The sequence below is a fragment of the Marivirga atlantica genome (assembly GCF_016734805.1).
Taxonomy (GTDB): domain Bacteria; phylum Bacteroidota; class Bacteroidia; order Cytophagales; family Cyclobacteriaceae; genus Marivirga; species Marivirga atlantica.
In genome coordinates this window covers 703,127-720,721 of the sequence record NZ_JAERQG010000002.1, presented here as the reverse complement: position 1 = coordinate 720,721, position 17,595 = coordinate 703,127, and the positions used below count along the sequence as shown (strand labels likewise).

16 protein-coding genes are annotated in these 17,595 nt (G+C 36.7%); 12 read left to right on the top strand and 4 right to left on the bottom strand.

The window, feature by feature from the left end:
- The first annotated feature begins 206 nt into the window (after positions 1 to 206).
- The 5 genes from JKP34_RS10385 (at position 207) to JKP34_RS10365 (ending at position 4,138) form a co-directional block, all read left to right on the top strand.
- Positions 207 to 428 carry a hypothetical protein gene (locus tag JKP34_RS10385; protein ID WP_236664989.1) on the top strand — a complete coding sequence of 74 codons (222 nt, stop codon included), beginning with the start codon at positions 207 to 209 and terminating at the stop codon, positions 426 to 428.
- Between the two features lie 253 nt (positions 429 to 681).
- Entirely contained in the window at positions 682 to 2,097 is a 1,416-nt protein-coding gene (locus tag JKP34_RS10380) for an NADP-dependent isocitrate dehydrogenase (RefSeq protein WP_236664982.1), read from the top strand.
- A gap of 65 nt (positions 2,098 to 2,162) precedes the next feature.
- Positions 2,163 to 3,128 (top strand): hypothetical protein, encoded by a 966-nt coding sequence (locus JKP34_RS10375; protein WP_201920722.1) that lies wholly within the window; start codon positions 2,163 to 2,165, stop codon positions 3,126 to 3,128.
- A gap of 154 nt (positions 3,129 to 3,282) precedes the next feature.
- Positions 3,283 to 3,519 carry a DUF983 domain-containing protein gene (locus tag JKP34_RS18435; protein WP_236664959.1) on the top strand — a complete coding sequence of 79 codons (237 nt, stop codon included), beginning with the start codon at positions 3,283 to 3,285 and terminating at the stop codon, positions 3,517 to 3,519.
- Between the two features lie 97 nt (positions 3,520 to 3,616).
- Positions 3,617 to 4,138, top strand: coding sequence for a fasciclin domain-containing protein (locus JKP34_RS10365; protein ID WP_201920716.1), 522 nt, complete (start codon positions 3,617 to 3,619; stop codon positions 4,136 to 4,138).
- 58 nt (positions 4,139 to 4,196) lie between these two features.
- On the opposite strand, the gene JKP34_RS10360 is transcribed toward JKP34_RS10365, so the two are convergent.
- Positions 4,197 to 4,805 (bottom strand): hypothetical protein, encoded by a 609-nt coding sequence (locus tag JKP34_RS10360; RefSeq protein WP_201920713.1) that lies wholly within the window; start codon positions 4,803 to 4,805, stop codon positions 4,197 to 4,199.
- A gap of 128 nt (positions 4,806 to 4,933) precedes the next feature.
- Between JKP34_RS10360 and JKP34_RS10355 the strand changes: the two genes are divergently transcribed.
- Complete coding sequence (locus JKP34_RS10355) at positions 4,934 to 5,335, top strand: alkyl hydroperoxide reductase (protein WP_201920710.1); 402 nt, start codon at positions 4,934 to 4,936, stop codon at positions 5,333 to 5,335.
- Entirely contained in the window at positions 5,310 to 5,708 is a 399-nt protein-coding gene (locus tag JKP34_RS10350) for a DoxX family protein (protein ID WP_201920708.1), read from the top strand. Before JKP34_RS10355 ends, JKP34_RS10350 begins: the two co-directional genes overlap by 26 nt.
- Here JKP34_RS10350 and JKP34_RS10345 read toward each other — a convergent pair.
- Positions 5,684 to 6,487, bottom strand: coding sequence for an alpha/beta fold hydrolase (locus JKP34_RS10345; RefSeq protein ID WP_201920705.1), 804 nt, complete (start codon positions 6,485 to 6,487; stop codon positions 5,684 to 5,686). The genes JKP34_RS10350 and JKP34_RS10345 overlap by 25 nt on opposite strands.
- Before the next feature lie 50 nt (positions 6,488 to 6,537).
- Between JKP34_RS10345 and JKP34_RS10340 the strand changes: the two genes are divergently transcribed.
- From JKP34_RS10340 to hrpB, 4 genes are all read left to right on the top strand, one after another.
- Complete coding sequence (locus JKP34_RS10340) at positions 6,538 to 6,963, top strand: hypothetical protein (protein WP_201920702.1); 426 nt, start codon at positions 6,538 to 6,540, stop codon at positions 6,961 to 6,963.
- 28 nt (positions 6,964 to 6,991) lie between these two features.
- A complete protein-coding gene (locus tag JKP34_RS10335) occupies positions 6,992 to 8,359 on the top strand; it encodes an MATE family efflux transporter (RefSeq protein ID WP_201920700.1) in 1,368 nt (455 codons plus the stop codon).
- 144 nt (positions 8,360 to 8,503) lie between these two features.
- Positions 8,504 to 11,002, top strand: a complete 2,499-nt coding sequence (locus JKP34_RS10330; RefSeq protein ID WP_201920697.1) for a TonB-dependent receptor domain-containing protein — start codon at positions 8,504 to 8,506, stop codon at positions 11,000 to 11,002.
- Between the two features lie 162 nt (positions 11,003 to 11,164).
- On the top strand, positions 11,165 to 13,333 hold the full coding sequence (gene hrpB, locus JKP34_RS10325; RefSeq protein ID WP_201920694.1) for an ATP-dependent helicase HrpB: 2,169 nt from the start codon (positions 11,165 to 11,167) through the stop codon (positions 13,331 to 13,333).
- 13 nt (positions 13,334 to 13,346) lie between these two features.
- On the opposite strand, the gene JKP34_RS10320 is transcribed toward hrpB, so the two are convergent.
- Positions 13,347 to 13,973 carry a hypothetical protein gene (locus JKP34_RS10320; protein ID WP_201920691.1) on the bottom strand — a complete coding sequence of 209 codons (627 nt, stop codon included), beginning with the start codon at positions 13,971 to 13,973 and terminating at the stop codon, positions 13,347 to 13,349.
- Between the two features lie 9 nt (positions 13,974 to 13,982).
- A complete protein-coding gene (locus JKP34_RS10315) occupies positions 13,983 to 14,948 on the bottom strand; it encodes a YheT family hydrolase (protein ID WP_201920688.1) in 966 nt (321 codons plus the stop codon).
- Between the two features lie 136 nt (positions 14,949 to 15,084).
- On the opposite strand from JKP34_RS10315, the gene JKP34_RS10310 reads away from it, so the two are divergent.
- Positions 15,085 to 17,520: a zinc-dependent metalloprotease gene (locus JKP34_RS10310; RefSeq protein WP_201920684.1), complete on the top strand. Its 2,436-nt coding sequence runs from the start codon at positions 15,085 to 15,087 to the stop codon at positions 17,518 to 17,520.
- Positions 17,521 to 17,595 lie beyond the last annotated feature (75 nt).

The following is a 17,595-nucleotide window of genomic DNA, read 5'->3' as shown; positions in this document are numbered from 1 at the left end:
ACAATAGTACTAAAAAGTTCCTTCTTTAAAAAAGTCTAAATTGCCTCCTGATTTGTTTATGCTATGTTTTGAAGAAGAACCGAGTATTCATAAAGTTAAAGATTAACTCAGGTAAAGTTCGATTTTTAAAATCAATAAAGTATAGATATTCAAAGATTTTCGATCAAAGACTTTATTCATCCTTTGGAATATACTAACTTATAGGTGTGGACTTCAATAAACCCAACATAGATCTCATCATTTTAATAGCAAGTTGTCTGGTACTTCTCGTATATTTCATTAAATTTTTCAATAAGAGGAGCAATAACTCAGATGATGATGACAATAATGGTGATGGTGGTCAATTTAATCCCTCAAACGATCCTGTCTTAGATTTACCACCTGGCGTAACTTTACCAACCGATACATTAGAGCCAGAACTTGTCTAAAACTTACGTCTCAATCTTACTTCTGTAGCAACATATAGATGCCTCAACTTTGATTACAAGTGCTTTCGCTTTACTTTTGCAGCTTAATGCAACTATCACTCAGCTTTTTAGTTAAGCTATTCGATAATGTAATTAAAAGCTTCAATATATTTTCACAATGGAAAACACATCAAGTTTGGAAAAATCACTTAACACCCCAACAAAAACTTTACCTATAGTAGTAGCAAAAGGTGACGGCATTGGTCCTGAAATCATGGATGCTACACTCAAAATATTAGATGCCGCTAATGTTAAATTAGATGCCACTCATATTGAAATTGGTGAAAAAGCATTTCTGAACGGTTATACATCAGGCATCACCGAAGAAGCTTGGGAAGCCATACATAATAAAAAAGTAATTCTGAAAGCGCCTATTACCACTCCACAAGGCAAGGGTTATAAAAGTTTAAATGTTACTATTAGAAAATCACTTGGGCTTTTTGCCAATGTTCGTCCTGCTGTTTCGTACCATCCGTATGTAAAAACCGATCATGAAAAGATGGACATAGTGATGATTCGTGAAAATGAAGAGGATTTATATGCCGGTATAGAGCACCAACAAACTGACGAAGTAACGCAGTGTTTAAAGCTAATTTCAAGGCCTGGTACTGAGAAAATCGTTCGTTATGCCTTTGAATACGCTAAAAAGTTTAACCGTAAAAAGGTTACTTGTCTGGTAAAGGATAACATCATGAAAATTACTGATGGTCTTTTCCACAGCATATTTAAAGAAATAGCAAAAGATTACCCGGATATTGAAGCGGAAAGCCAGATTATTGATATAGCCTCTGCCAGAATTGCTAATAGACCCGAAGATTATGATGTACTAGTTACCTCTAACCTTTATGGCGATATTGTATCAGACATTACAGCAGAAATTTCAGGATCTGTTGGTTTAGCAGGTTCATCTAATATCGGTCAGGAATATGCCATGTTTGAAGCCATTCATGGTTCAGCTCCGGATATTGCAGGTAAAGGTATCGCTAACCCATCTGGTTTGTTGCATGGTGCTATTCAAATGCTACAATATTTTGGTGAAGCTGAAAAAGCAGCCTTTATTCAGAATGCATGGTTAAAAACTATTGAAGATGGCATGCACACTGGTGACATTTATAATGAGTCAATCAGTAAAAAGAAACTTAACACAAACGAATTCGCTGATGCCGTAATTGAGCGACTAGGTGAAAATCCAGAGCACTTCAAGAAAATTAAATTTGGTACTGAAGATACCAGAATCATCATTGCTGACACTGAGCATGAGCCGCGTGAAAAGACTTTAGTGGGTGTAGATGTGTTTATTGATCATAAAGATAGAAATGCAGAAAAATTTGGCGATGCACTTACTGAAGCTTCAAAAGATGCTTTAATGCTGAAAATGATTACAAACCGTGGGGTAAAGGTATATCCCGGAGGAATGAAATCTACATTCTGTACTGATCACTGGCGTTGCAGATACATCGCCAAAAATGCCGAAAAGGTTGATGGCAAATATGATTACAGTGATGTAGCAGCTACAGAAGTAGTTGAATTACAAGCTCAACTTATTAAAGCAGGTTTTGATGTAATCAAGACTGAAAACCTATATAAATTTGATGGTCAAATTGCCTTTTCATTAGGACAAGGTGAATAAACAATAACAAACAGCAAGCCTTTGAGCTTGCTGTTTTCTTACAACCTACAGCCAATTTTTTACCCATGAGACTTGCTCAAGCCGCCAGAAAGCTGACAATTACTACTGATGAGATAGTTTCCTTTTTTAAAAAGCGTGAAATTGAAATCATCAAGGACTCTAATACCAAATTAGAGGAAGATCATATTGAATTGCTATTCAATTATTATGGTGTTCCAATTAAAGAGGAGAAAACTATTACCTCCGAACCCGAAATTGATACGGTAAAGGAAGATCAAATAGTAGCTGCTGAGGCAAAGCTTGAAGATGAAGTAGCTGATAAAGTAGAAGATGAGCCTAACGAAGTGGCTGATCAAACAGAAGCAAAACCAGAGACTTCTGATGAAATGCCCAGTTCCGATATTGTAGAAGAAACAAACTCTCATAAAGCTGAGGAAGAAGAACAAGAAAATATTAAGGAATTAACAACTCCTCAACATATTGAAGAGGTTAAACCTTCTTCCAAGTACAAAACTGTAACAGACCTTCTGGAAGAACAGGAAGCTAAAGAATCATCAGATGAATTAGATGAAGATAATGAGGAGGAAGAAGTTGTCATCAAAGCTCCTAAAGTCACCTTACAAGGCCTAAATGTGGTGGGCAAAATTGACTTACCTGAGCCAAAACCTAAGGAAGCAAAAGAAGAAAAGGCAGAAGAAACTTCAGAGAAAAAACAATCAAGAAGTAACTCTAGAAAACCTTATAAAAAGCACCAAAAGAAAGGTAGAAGGAAAGAATTGAGTCCTCAGCAAATTAGAGAGAAGGAAAAGAAAAAAGCTGAGCAAAAGCGCATAGCTGAAGAAAAAGCCAGGAAAAAGCAACGAGAAGCTTATTACAAAGAAAATGTTTTAAAGCCTCAGCAACAGTTACAGAAAAAGAAAAAGCCTAAAAAGAAACAACAAACCACCACCCTTGCTTATGAGGGTAAAACTGAAACAAAACCTACTCCTAAAACCGCATTAGGGAAATTTTGGAGATGGTTGAATACCTAATTTTTTGACTATGAAGAAAGGTACCAAGCTCTATAGTATTTTAAATTATAAGTGTCCTAGATGTCATGAAGGTGATCTTTTTGTATCAGGTCCTTATAAAATAAAGAGCTTTCAAAAAATGCACACAAATTGTCCCAATTGCAATTTGCGTTATATGTCGGAACCCTCATTTTTTGATGGTGCCATGTATGTGAGTTATGCAATGCAGGTAGCACTGATCATAACTGTATTTACAGCATTAAATATCTTAGGATTTGCTCAATTATGGTTAATCATTAGTATTTCTGTAGGCCTTTCTTTAGTGCTCATACCAATCACTTTTAGACTCTCAAGAAGCATCTACATTAATTTGTTCGTAAAATACGATCCTGAGAATAGATCAGAATACTAGTTTTGTTTAATTATTTTTAATTTTATTTAAACAAAAATAAACAAGCGCTGTTAGTAAGTAAATTATTTTTTAGAGAATATTTAAACTTGCTAACACTATGAAACGCAATTTACTTTTAATAATAGGACTTTTAGTCGCTACAGTAATTAGTACAACCGTAATAGCCTCCAAAAAGAACGACCCAACCGATAAAAAGAAACTTAAAGCCACCGAAAAATTAATAAAAGAAATGGGTGAAATCCCGGAGTATTCTATGTTCGTAAAGGCATTAAATAATACGAACCTGAAGGTGAAGTTAAGTGAACTTGATGATTATACACTACTTGTGCCCACCAACAGAGCTTTTCAAACTTTACCTAAAGATGTTTATGAGAACTTCTTACAAGAAGAAAATCAAAATCAATTAGAAAAAGTCCTATCGTACCATATCATCCCTAAAAAGATGGATATAAATGATTTGCAAAATTACAAGACCCTTAACACTGCTGAAGGTAGCGAACTAACAGTAGTGCACGTAAATGAATCAGTAATCATTGAAAACTCCACTCTACTTGAGGAGAAGTTGGAAAAAGATAATTTAATTACCTATTCAGTTGATAGGTTAATTATGCCCCTTTAATTTCGACTGAAATTAAAAATGGTAGGAAATGAAAAGGAGACCTTTTGGTCTCCTTTTCTTATTTATTGAGCTCATCAAGTTTATTGAGAGCCGTCTGCAACTCTCGCTTAATTTTTACTTGTTTATCATGAGCTGTTTTTCTTAAATCTTCAAGCTCCTCATCTACCCTCACTTTGTCATTCTTTGCTTGCTTGGCTACCCTATTGGCATTTAAAAAAGCCAAATATAAAAATATCAATAGCACTACTAAGCCTATTACAATACCCCATAAAATGACATTATAAACAGATTTCGTAATAAGAATACCAAAGAAGTTCATGCTATCAACTTCCTTCTGAGTTTCTGTAAGTTCAATTTTTACATCGGCCAATTGCTGTTGCAAGCTGTCATTGTTTTCTTCTACAGCATCTCTTTCATTCTTAATACTTACGATATTATTTCTATACCTGCTTAAGGTGTCTTTCATAGCCTCACCAAAACCATTCATTTTGGTAATAGGAATTACCTTATACTGCTGAAACGTTTCGCTGCTCTCAATCATGTCTTTATATTGATCGCTTAACTTTTGAGGAATATTCTCCTCTTCTGCCTGAGCAAAAGCTTGACCAACAACTAGAACAAATAATACAACACTCAAAAAGAATGACTTCATACTTAAATACTTCATTACACAAAAATTATAACAACTGATTCTAAATATAGGTTGATGATTGTAAAATTAATAACATCCTTTTAGAAAAGGCCTATTAATCTTATCAGATATCGTATTTAACCTACTTTTATTACACTTAATCGATGCAAAAAGAAAATTTTTACAAAATAACACTTAAAGTAGCCGCTATATATAACATTATTTGGGGTGCTTGGGTAGTACTCTTTCCCCAGCATTTCTTTAACTTAGTAGGCATGGAGCCTATTAATCACCCCATGGTTTGGCAAGGCATGGGTATGGTGATAGGTGTTTACGGATTAGGCTATTGGTGGGCATCATATAATCCGTTGGTACATTGGCCGATTGTAGCAGTGGGTTTTTTAGGGAAGATTTTGGGACCTTTGGGTTTTATATTCAACTATTTGACTGGAAAAGTGCCTTTCGAATTCTTTTATACACTTATTACAAATGACCTAATTTGGTGGATTCCTTTTTTCATGATTCTTAAAACTGTTAACGATGAAAAAGCTTGGAAGCTTACTTAGCTCAAAGGTTTCTGTTTACCTAATGGCAGTATTTTATGTGCTGGCCGGCATCAATCATTTTGTGAATCCCCAGTTTTATTACCCGCTTATACCTGATTATTTGCCTTACCACCATTCAATTAATATAAGCAGTGGCTTGATTGAAATAATATTAGGTGTAGGAGTATTCTCTACAAAAATGAGAAGCCTTTGTGCTGGAGTGCTCATTTTAATGCTCATTGCCTTTATTCCATCACATATCTATTTCATCCAATTAGGTTCATGCGTAGTTGACGGACTTTGTGTTCATCCTTTTATTGGCTGGGCGAGATTAATAGTTATACACCCACTTTTCATTTATTGGGCATATCAAGTTGGTAAATCTGAAGTTTGAGAATTGCTAATAAATGATAGTGCCAATTCATTAAACTTCTGGTATTGATCAATATTACAAATATGACCTGCATGTTTAATTACCCTAAGCTTAGCTCTAGAATGAAGTTCTACAAACTTATTGGCTGAGGCTAGAAAAACGTAATCCTCTGATCCCATCACCACTAAGGCCGGAAAGTTTATCTCTTGATAAAAGTACCTATTCAGTAATTCAAAGAACTCTTTATACAAACCTACCCAACGCATATAAGCTTTAGGCTGAATTTTAGTAGCCTGTCTTTGATATATTTTTCTCGATAATTGGTGGTGTTTCCTGGGCATCAACAGATAAGAGAAAACACTATACATCCACTTATAAGGCAGAATGATATTTAAAATTTTAGCCAGATAAACAAAGCTCTTGATAGCCCAATTGGGTTTGAAAATTCCACCGGCAAAAATAGCTGACAGAACTAAATGAGGATATCTTAAACTCAAATCTTGCAGAATAACACTTCCAAAGGATAGCGTAACAAAATGTGCTTTTTCAATACCTAAATAATCAATCACCTCTACTATATCCTTTGTTATTAGACCAAAATTGTATTGCTCTATTTCATCAAGTTTGCCAGTTTCACCATGATCTCTTAAATCCATGAGCAAAAGGTTATAATAATCTTTGAAAGCCGGAAGTTGATGCTTCCACGTTGCAGTACTCCCTCCTGCTCCATGGATGAGAATTATCCATTCAGCATCTTGATTCAATTGGCGCACTTCATAGTGCAGCATTTTTTTAGGCATGGCTGTTAAACACCTTGCAGCAAATAGTGTTAATCCCGTAATCCAATTTTATGCTGCTACTCACGAAACTCTTAATTGATTGCTGCCTTTTTATGTTGGCATGGCTGGTTCAGGTAATCATTTATCCTTCATTTCAATATACTGATGTACAAAAACTTAGTTTTTGGCATAACCGCTACCAGAGGTTAATCAGTTATTTTGTTTTACCACTGATGCTCAGCGAACTTATAATTTCTTTTTATTACACTTTGTACGATTTTAGCATAGTTCATTTAACCCATTCTGGGTTAGTAATCATTATATGGTTATCCACTTTCTTACACGCAGTACCAGTCCATCAAAACATTGAAAATCAATCAAATACAGAAGAAAACATTCGTAAATTAGTAAAAGTAAATACGCTCAGAACACTATTATGGACAGTTCTACTGATACTATCAGCTACAGAACTCTACACAACCTTCATTAAGGTATAGCGTAACAAGGCAAAGCTAAAAACACTTCATGAGCAATTCCGAGGCATTTGGCAAAGAGCCAATCAACACATTACTGAGAAAACAGTCAATTCCTTCAGGTATAGGCATTTTAATGCTTTCAATTTACGGTATAGTTGATACCATATTTGTAGGAAATTATGTTGGCCAATTAGGAATTGCCGCCATAACAGTAGTAATACCCATCACCTTCTTAATATCATCTATTGGTATGGGGATTGGTATTGGTGGCGCCTCTATTATTTCAAGAGCGCTGGGGGCTGGAAAGCCTTCAAAGGCTAATCATACTTTAGGTAATCAGCTGACAGCAACATTTGCGCTAGGAATACTATTCTGTGTGCTTGGTTTCGTTTTTATTGAGCCTATGCTCAAACTATTTGGCGCAAAAGGAGATATCCTCGGACCAACAGTAGAGTATTTTAGCATTATATTAATAGGAATTCCCGTTTTGGCATTTTCCATGATGTCAAATAACGTAATCCGCGCAGTCGGATATCCTAAAGTAGCCATGGTTGTGATGGTAGTTCCAGCTATCGTCAATATGATTCTTGACCCCATTCTTATAGTATATTTTAATATGGGGATAGAAGGAGCAGCCTGGGCGACAACCGGTTCTTATTTTATGAGTGCAACATATGCCGCTTACTTCTTTATAAGTGGTAAAGCAGGTATCAAATTAAGCTTAAAAGATTTAGTACCCAGCTCATCAATCAATAAGGAAATGTTTTCTATTGGCTCCGTTACATTTGTTCGCCAAGGGGTTGTTAGTTTATTATTTCTAGTATTAAACAACTCACTTTTTAAATATGGTGGAGAAAGCAGCATTGCGGTTTATGGTATCATTAACCGGATGATGATGTTGGTAAATGTTCCGGCATTGGGGATAACGCAAGGTTCTATGCCAATAGTTGGCTATAACTTTGGTGCAAAGCTTTGGAAGCGCGTACGTCTAACTTTAAGAAATGCTATTATTGCCGGCACCATTATTTCAGCAAGTATTTATGCGCTCATCATGATTTTTACGCCACAAATCATCAGAATATTTACTGATGATATCAGCTTAATTAATGAAACGGTACCTGCCTTGAGAACAGTATTTCTAGCTACACCACTTATTGCATTACAGTTGATAAGCTCTGCCTATTATCAGGCCATCGGAAAATCAAGATCCGCCCTATTACTAACATTAACTAAACAAGGATTCTTCCTTATTCCATTGCTACTTATCCTTCCTAGTATTTATGAGTTAAATGGTATTTGGGTGTCTTTTCCTATAGCTGATATTTCGTCTGCCATCGTATGTATTAGCTATTTACTCTACGATCAGAAAAGGATACTTATCCAACAAAAAGCTCCAAATTCAATACAGACGGCCTAAAACTAGGCTCCCACTCATATAACATAAAGGCATGTTAAAAAAAGGCTGCTTACCATTTATGGATAATATGTAACTTCTGAATTTTAAGGGAGTCTAATTTGTATAGCCTAAATTAAAAGAACAGATTTATTTTTACCTATTAACATGAAGAAACAACTACTCTTAGTCCTTTTTACTTTTTGCCTTTTTACTGCCGCTGCTCAAAGACCAGGCGGTTATGGCGGACAATCTCAAATAACCGGAAAAGTAACAGGGATTATAACTGATGGGGCATCAGGTGATCCTATTCCTTATGCCACAGTTGTATTGAAGTCCCCTAAAGATGGCTCAACAGTAAATGGTGTAATTACTGAAGATGATGGTTCATTCAAAATGGTAAATCTAAAATTAGGCACTTACCAATTGGAGGTTTCATTTGTCGGTTACGCAAAATTTTCAAAGCAAATTGAGCTAACTCCAAAAGTACCGGATGTGGAACTTAATCAGGTAAAGCTTGAAACAGATACAGATCAGTTGGATGAAGTAGTAGTATCTGGACAAAGAGAAACCATTGAAAATAAAATTGACAGAATAGTTTACAATGCTGAGCAAGACGTTGCCAATGTGGGCGGTGATGCCTCTGATGTGTTAAGAAGAGCGCCATTATTATCTGTAGATCAGGATGGTAATGTTTCTCTAAGAGGAAGTCAGAATATACAGATTCTTATCAACGGGAAGCCAAGCAGCATGTTTGGTAGCAGCCCGGGAGACGCGCTTAAAATGATACCGGCTGATCAAATAAAAAGTGTCGAAGTAATCACCTCTCCTTCAGCTAAATACGATGGTGAAGGTACAGCAGGTATCATTAACATTATTACAAAAAAGAAAACCCCACAAGGCTTTGCAGGAAATGTAGATGTAACGGCTGGTACTCGTATCAATAGAGAAGTATTAGGAATCAATGCAGGCGTAGGTCGTTTTGGTTTCAACTTAAATGCAAGCTCATTTCAAAGCTGGCCACAAACTGCCATTACCGACTTTACACAGACATCAACCGATTCTCTGGGCAATACTTCAACACTTAATCAGTTTGGCGGCTCTGAAAGCTGGAGAGTAGGCTATTTCGGTAACGCAGGTGCATTTTATGACTTCAATGCTTACCATAGTTTATCTACCTCCATTAGGCTTAGAGGTTTTAACTCATCAAATGAAGGAGTTAATACAGTAGAAAATCTAAGAAATGGCAACCTACAAAATACGTACGACAGATTCACTGATACCGAATCCCAAAATGGTGGCTATGAGTGGTCTTTGGATTATGTGATGAAATTTCCTGAGCAGGAAGGTCGTGAATTTTCAGCGAGTTACAAAATAGATGGAAACATCAACAATACGCAGTTTCTTATCCGTCAGGATGAGAACGACCTGGCTGGTCAGTATGAAGTTGCCAAAAATGATAATGATGGCAATAATCGAGAAAACACTATACAGCTAGATTATACTCATCCAATGGGTGAAAAGTTTAAACTGGAGACTGGTGTTAAATCAATCCTGAGAGATATTAAAAGCGATTTTGCTTATAGCAATCAAGCTGAAGGCGGTAATAGCTACACAATTGTTCCAGACAGATCAGATGTGTTTAGTTATAATCAGGATGTATTTGCAGGTTACGTTTCTACTCAATATAACATCACCAAGAAGTTAGGGATGATTGCCGGTGTTAGGTATGAGTTTACCGACATTAGCGGTTCTTTCCGAGATGATGAAGCCAGTAATTTCGATGGCGATACATTAGAATATGACAACTGGTTACCGAGCATTATTTTGAATCAGCGCTTCGGTAAAACCTCATCTGTCAAATTAGCTTACAATAGAAGAATAAGCAGACCAAGTTTACGAAATGTCAATCCTTACATACAGATAGGTAATGTTAATAACCGTACAATCGGTAACCCTGCTTTAGGACCTGAGGTATCAGATAATTTCGAGTTAGGATTCAATACTTTTGTAAAAGGGACTTCAATTAACATCTCTACCTTCTACAATAAAACAGATAAGGTAATTCAATCATTTCTGGTAAATGAGGTAAACCAAGAACAGGATACTGTAGCTACAACGAGATTCGATAACATTGGTACACAAGATAACTTTGGTGCAAACCTCTTTATTTCAACTACCTTCTTTAAAATCTGGACAATAAGAGGTGGAATAAACGCTAATTACCAAATGGCTGAAGGATTTATACAAGGCAGGCTTAGAGAGAATGATGCGCTTTTGTTGAGTGGCAACATAAACTCTAACATCAAACTACCGTATGATATTACTATAGACGCTTTCGGATTTGCCAGACCTAGAAGACAAACGCTTCAGGGTTTCAATCCAGGCTTCTCAATATTCGGAATAGGTGCTAAAAAGGAAATTTTTGATGAAAGAGGCTCAATTGGTATATCAATTATTGAACCTTTTCAGAAGAGAAAACCGTTTATATCTGAAACAAAAAATGAAAATTTCTATCAAAGAAATGTATTTGAAATACCATTTCGTTCGTTTGGTATAAACTTCAGCTACAAATTCGGTAAGCTTGACTATAAAGCCAGACAAAGAAGAAGTAGAATTAATAATGATGACCAGCAAAGTGATGGGAATCAAGGACAAAGTTTTTAAAGATGCTAAATAGCTTATTAGGTTACATGATTTAGGTTTTTGGTTATAATTTACATGTTACACTGCTTAATACAGTTATATTTAGTGATGGTGGGGCCGCTAGGCTCCACCTTTTTTATTTATTATAGTTAGGTTTGTATCATCAAACTTATGACCTAGTATATGCCAGATATTTTATCGCTCGATTTCCCTATAGTAAAAGTACTTCCCGATTTTCTTAAAGCATTTGAGCAGGAAAACACCATCATTCTTAAAGCTGAAACCGGAGCAGGAAAAAGCACCATACTGCCATTGGCATTAATAGAAAGGGCAAAAGCCACAGGTGAAAAAATCATTATGCTAGAGCCCAGAAGGCTGGCCACCAAATCAATTGCCAAGAGAATGGCTGACTTGCTAGGTGAAGAATTAGGTGAGACCGTAGGATACAGTATCAGATTTGAGTCAGCTCGTAGCGAAAGCACTTTAATTGAAGTAGTAACTGAAGGCGTACTCACTAGGATATTGGTTGATAATCCTGATTTGAAAGGATATAGCACTGTCATTTTTGATGAGTTTCATGAGCGTTCTATTCATGCCGACTTAGGCTTGGCTTTAACACGTGCCATCCAGCAAAAATCCAGACCAGATTTGAAGGTGATTATTATGTCGGCCACTTTAAATGAAGATTATCTGGCAAAAAGCTTAAAAGCTAAAGTTATTAATAGCAAGGGGCGCTCCTATCCCGTAGCTATTCATTATGTAGGAGAATCAGCTGACAGAAGTGTTATTGAAGATAGTGTAGCACATCAAATAATTAAAGCAGCAAAATCACTTGAAGGTAATATTTTGGTTTTTCTACCTGGACAAGGTGAAATAATGAAAGTGCAAGAGCTCATCAAGGGAAAGCTTAAAAATATTAAGATTTTGCCCCTATATGGTCAGCTAGCCTGGCACAAACAACAACAGGCCATTTTACCGGATAGTGAAGGCAAACGAAAGGTAGTATTAGCTACTTCAATAGCTGAAACAAGTTTGACTATTGAAGGCGTAAAAATAGTTATTGATAGCGGCTTGGGAAGACACTCTATTTACGATGCAAAAAAAGGTTTGAGTCGTTTAGTGACTGAGCCCATATCAAAAGATGAGGCCGACCAACGAAGTGGAAGAGCTGGTCGGATCTCCGAAGGTATATGTTTCAGAATGTGGTCAGAAAGTGAGCAAAAGAATAAAAGGCCTCACAGGCTACCTGAAATATTAGTGAATGATTTAAGCCCTCTCCTGCTCGATTTATATGCTAAACATATCAATATTGACAACAATAAGGACCAACTCTTTTGGGTAACACCTCCACCTTCTGACAAACTTATTGAAGCCAAGAAACTTCTCAATTCATTGGAGGCAATAGAGAATGACAAAATAACGGATTTAGGCAGCGCCATGAATCAGCTGCCTTGTCATCCAAGGCTGGCACATATGCTTAAACATCCGCTGGCAAAAGAAAATTTAGCACTAGCTACAGATCTAGCTGCTATATTGGAAGAAAAAGACACTTTCTATCAGCAATATGGGGCCGACATTAGCGCTAGAATTGCTATACTCCATCAACTGAGAGAAGAAAAAAGGTTAAGTAAGTCGCTCAAGAAAATTGAGAAAATTGCCAAGAGCTACCGCAATTTATTATCAATTGAAGTAGACAATTCTGAAGTAGATAGTTTTGCTGTCGGCTTTTTACTCTCTTTAGCTTATCCTGACAGAATAGCTACAGCCAAGCGTGGCAATAATGCGCAGTTCCAATTAGCCAATGGAGCAATTGCTGCTATTGGGCACAAAGATGATTTAGCTTCTGAAAGTTGGCTTGCTGTTGCCAGCATGGATGCCAGGCAAGGACTAGGTAAGATTTTTCTAGCTGCTCCCCTTAATCCAAAAGACCTGATGCCTTTGGTGAAGTCGTCCGAAAACTGTTACTGGGATATACATGAAGATAACTTTGAATTAAGAGAAGAGATGAGCATAGGGAGCATCATTTTAAAGAGCGAATTCATAGATGATGAACCTAATCTTTCTGAAAAAAGAGAGGCTGTAATCCGTGCCATACAACAAGAAGAAGACCTACTTCATAGTTCTGATGAGTTTGAAATTTTTTGCAAAGAAATAGAAACGTTAAGAAATGACTCTCCGGACGAAGGTTGGCCTGAGATGAATCTCAATTTTATTAAAAGACTAGCGAATAAGTGGGTAAGTGAAGAACTAGTTAATCAATCCAATCTGCCAGAACGCCTTGATAATTTAAATCTGAAAGAAATTGGAATAGCATTATTGACTGAGAAGCAACGAAAAGCTTATAGCAGCTGATTAGACATCAACCTTATGTCTTAAATAGAAAATAACTTCTAAGGTCAAGAAATGCTCTCAATTGACTTTCAGGAAAGTTCTTTTCTTGAAGAAATTCATAATAGGTAAAAAACAAACTCTCCGTTATAGGTTCTTCTAAAAACTTTTTCAGCAATAAGCTTCGTTGACACATCAACCAAATATTGTTATCGTAATATCTGTCTTTGATAATTGAAAGCGCCATTAAATTACTCAGCTTGCTCGGCTTGCTGTATTCATCTAACCAATAAAAGCCTGCATTTACAAAAAAGGACTCCATCTGGCTGCAATAGTATTTGGTAGACTCTCCTATTTTTAGAAATGTGCGTTTAGGCAGGCTATTGTCTATAATATCTATGTAGATATGATAACTTAACTGAACAGCATTGGCAGTATAGTTTTCATTTAGCTCATTCAATTTCATTTCAGTTGGAGTGTGAGAAACACCTAGCATAAACTCCACCATTACACCTTCTTTATATTCTGTAAGGTTAAGAAATATCGCCTTCTTACTATGGTAAATCTCTTGCAAATAGAAGTTCTCTCCTTCAACTGAACGATAGCCGAAGTCTCCAAAAAAATCGTTAAAGTTAGTAAGTAGATTTCTCTTCAGTGTTTCCACATGGCTAATTTAATGAATTTGTTCATTAAAAAATTGAAGTGCTCTTTCCTCTGCATAAGTAGCCTTTTTTCCTTTTTGAAGAAAGCCTACATGCCCTCCATGATCGCTTATTTCCAAGATAATATTATCCATTTCTTCTGCTATATCTTCCGGATAACAGAGTCCTGACAACATAGGATCGTTAGCTGCATTGAGTATTAAACAAGGTATTTTAATCTGTTTTAAGAATGGCAAACATTGTACCTTGTCATAGAAATCCTGTCCATCTTTAAAGCCATACAGCTTAGCAGAATAATGAGTGTCAAATTCATGGAAGTTATTGAAACGCTTCCATGGTACAATATCAACTAGACCTGGGAACTGCTCATTCTTCTTTGTCAGCTTGAAGGTAAGTTTCTTCATAAATCTATTCTGATAGAATTTATTTCCCCTTTCGGCCAATTGTTCAGCACTTTTACTCAATTCACATGGAACACTTACAGCCATACAGGCTTTTACCGCTTCTGGTAAATCTGAGCCATTTTCGCCTGAATATTTTAGAGTAAGGCTTCCTCCCATACTAAAGCCAACCAACCCTATCGAATCATACCCTTTAACAATGGCATGGTTTACAACAGTTTTCACATCTACCGTATAGCCATGATGATAAAGCTTTGGTGTTCTGTTCATTTCTTCACTACAACTTCTACAATTCCAGGCTAATACATCCCACCCATTTTCACCAAATATTTTAGCCATACCCTTCACATAAGGTCTATCTGAACTTCCCTCCAATCCATGTGATACAATGATCAAGCGCTTATTGCCATTTTGCACCCAATCAATATCAAGGAAATCATCATCATGGGTGCCAATCCTTTCCCTCTCATAATTTACACCTTTCACCTTTCTCAAGGCACTGGGGATAATAGTTTCCATATGCTTGTTGAAAGCAAAGAATGGTGGTTTATAGGATGTGTTTTTTATTATGGGCATAAAATTATTGTACGCTTACTTTATTTAACAGCTAAGATTATAGATAAAGCCGATTTCTTCAATACAATTGGATTATAAATTTCTTTATAAATAGAGTTTTCTCTAATTTAAAACTCAAGCTAATCCTTAAATACTAATGAAAAAAATCATACCTATTCTACTAGTCATACTACTATTTGGATGTAAATCTTTCAATAAAAACAGTTCCGAAAATTCCGGCACTTCCAAATGGGATCAACTCACTCAAGGTACTGAGAAATTCAGTGGCTTTATGGATTTCTATTTCGATGCAGATAAAGGTAAACTTTACCTGGCTATTGACAGGTTGAATGAAGAAATGATCTATGTTAATTATCTCTCAGCAGGAATAGGATCGAATGACATAGGCCTTGACAGAGGTAAAATTGGAGACTCCAAAATCATAAAATTCAAAAAAATAGGTAATAAGGTGTTGATGTTTCAGCCCAACTATAGCTACAGAGCAAGCACAGAAAACGAAATGGAAAGGCAGGCTGTTGAAGAAGCATTTGCACAATCAATTATTTATGGTTTTGAAGTAGTTGCAGAAGAAGATTGGTCTGTTTTGGTAGATGCTACGGATTTTTTCATGAATGATGCCTATGGAGTTGGTGAAATACTAAAAAGACAAAAAGAGGGAAGCTATAGCTTTGATAAAAGCCGATCAGCATTTAACAGTGAAGGCTCGCGCAACTTTCCCGAAAATACTGAGATTGATTGTTGGATCACCTTAAAAGGCCAGGCTAGTGGAAGAGAGATAAGAAGCGTAACGCCTGATGCGGGCTATGTAACAGTGCGTCAGCATCATTCTTTTGTTCAACTACCAGATGAAGATTATAAGCCGCGTAGATTTGATGTGCGAGCTGGTTATTTTCAAACAAGCTTTCAGGATTATGGTGTACCTATAGAGGATGATATTACTCAGCGCTTTATAACAAGACACAGACTAAAGAAGCAAAATCCAGAAGCAGAAAGTAGTGAAGCTGTTGAACCCATCATTTATTACTTAGACCCTGGCACGCCTGAGCCTATCAAGTCGGCTTTAATGGAGGGCGCCCAATGGTGGAATCAAGCCTTTGAAGCAGCTGGTTATAAAAATGCTTTTCAAATGAAGATATTACCAGAAGATGCTGATCCGCTAGATATACGATACAATGTGATTCAATGGGTGCATCGATCTACCAGAGGCTGGAGTTACGGTATGAGTGTGGTAGACCCTAGAACCGGAGAAATTATAAAAGGGCATGTCAGCCTGGGCTCATTACGAGTAAGACAAGATTATCTAATTGCTACAGGCCTCCTCTCTCCTTTCACCGATGGAAAAAATAGTGACCCTAGAATGAAAGAATTAGCCTTGGCAAGACTAAGACAGTTAGCAGCTCATGAAGTTGGTCATACTTTAGGTTTAGCCCATAATTATATTGCCAGCACCGAAGGTGACGCATCCGTAATGGATTATCCTCATCCGAATGTGAAACTGAATGAAAATGGATCAATCGATATTAGCAAGGCCTATGATACAGGTATCGGTGAATGGGATAAGGTTGCCATACGATATGGTTACAGTGAACATGCTGAAGGCGAGACTGAATCCTTAAATGATATTTTGGAAGAAGCTTATGACCAGGGACTAAGGTTTATTTCAGATAGAGATGCACGCGATCCTGGTGGTGCACATGCCCAGGCGCACCTTTGGGACAATGGACAGAATGCTGCTACTCAACTAAATGATTTACTAGAAGTCAGAAAAGTAGCATTGAATAAAATGGATGCCTCAGTGATTAAAACCGGAGAACCATTGGCAAAAATACAGGAGGCTTTAATTCCAATTTACTTTATGCATCGTTATCAAACTGAGGCAGCCGTTAAAATGATTGGCGGCATGGACTACAATTATAAAGTTAAAGGAGACAACCAGGCGAGCATGAGTATCTTATCACCAGAGTTACAAATGCAGGCGGTTAACAGCCTTATTGAAAGTGTTAAGCCTGCTTCACTTGCATTACCTGAAGATTTATTAGCAGCAGTACACCCGAGACCTATTGGCTACTATAATGGTAGAGAATTACTCAATGGCAGAACGAGCATCACCTTTGATGCCCTAGGTGCATCGGAGCAACTGGCAGCTTTTACTTTTGACTTATTTCTGCATTCAGCCCGATTGGCACGTCTGGTAGAATTTAATAGCAGAGATGCTCAATATCCTGGTGTATCGGCAGTCCTAAATAGCTTTAAGCAGGAAATATTTAATAGCGAAAATCTTTCAGATTATCATTTAGCTATACAGCAATCTGTTCAATTTGTGTATGTACAATCCTTGATGAAGTCGGCACTTAACAAAAGTAATTCTCCCTTGGTACTGTCTGCCATTCATGAGCACATAAAAGACATTAAGAAGGATATGAGTGGTACAAATAACTGGCGATCAAATCAGGAAAAAGCATTTGCCGATTTCTTGGTGAATCAAATAGAGGAATTCTTTGACAATCCTAAAGAGTATACTGTTAAAACTCCTTATGAGCTGCCTCCTGGTAGTCCAATTGGTTGTTATTAAGGAAGGAAATAGATAGCTGGAAATGAGTTATAATTAACGTGGATTCACAAATACTCATTTCCAGTTATTTCTTAT

Bases quoted from the DNA above. Each gene is read 5' to 3' on its own strand.
- JKP34_RS10330 (WP_201920697.1), top strand. From the start codon at position 8,504: ATGAAGAAACAACTACTCTTAGTCCTTTTTACTTTTTGCCTTTTTACT.
- JKP34_RS10340 (WP_201920702.1), top strand. From the start codon at position 6,538: ATGCTGCTACTCACGAAACTCTTAATTGATTGCTGCCTTTTTATGTTG.
- JKP34_RS10375 (WP_201920722.1), top strand. From the start codon at position 2,163: ATGAGACTTGCTCAAGCCGCCAGAAAGCTGACAATTACTACTGATGAG.
- JKP34_RS18435 (WP_236664959.1), top strand. From the start codon at position 3,283: ATGTCGGAACCCTCATTTTTTGATGGTGCCATGTATGTGAGTTATGCA.
- JKP34_RS10315 (WP_201920688.1), bottom strand. From the start codon at position 14,948: ATGCCCATAATAAAAAACACATCCTATAAACCACCATTCTTTGCTTTC.
- JKP34_RS10360 (WP_201920713.1), bottom strand. From the start codon at position 4,805: ATGAAGTATTTAAGTATGAAGTCATTCTTTTTGAGTGTTGTATTATTT.
- JKP34_RS10350 (WP_201920708.1), top strand. From the start codon at position 5,310: ATGAAAAAGCTTGGAAGCTTACTTAGCTCAAAGGTTTCTGTTTACCTA.
- JKP34_RS10380 (WP_236664982.1), top strand. From the start codon at position 682: ATGGATGCTACACTCAAAATATTAGATGCCGCTAATGTTAAATTAGAT.
- JKP34_RS10365 (WP_201920716.1), top strand. From the start codon at position 3,617: ATGAAACGCAATTTACTTTTAATAATAGGACTTTTAGTCGCTACAGTA.
- JKP34_RS10355 (WP_201920710.1), top strand. From the start codon at position 4,934: ATGCAAAAAGAAAATTTTTACAAAATAACACTTAAAGTAGCCGCTATA.
- hrpB (WP_201920694.1), top strand. From the start codon at position 11,165: ATGCCAGATATTTTATCGCTCGATTTCCCTATAGTAAAAGTACTTCCC.
- JKP34_RS10345 (WP_201920705.1), bottom strand. From the start codon at position 6,487: ATGCCTAAAAAAATGCTGCACTATGAAGTGCGCCAATTGAATCAAGAT.
- JKP34_RS10335 (WP_201920700.1), top strand. From the start codon at position 6,992: ATGAGCAATTCCGAGGCATTTGGCAAAGAGCCAATCAACACATTACTG.
- JKP34_RS10310 (WP_201920684.1), top strand. From the start codon at position 15,085: ATGAAAAAAATCATACCTATTCTACTAGTCATACTACTATTTGGATGT.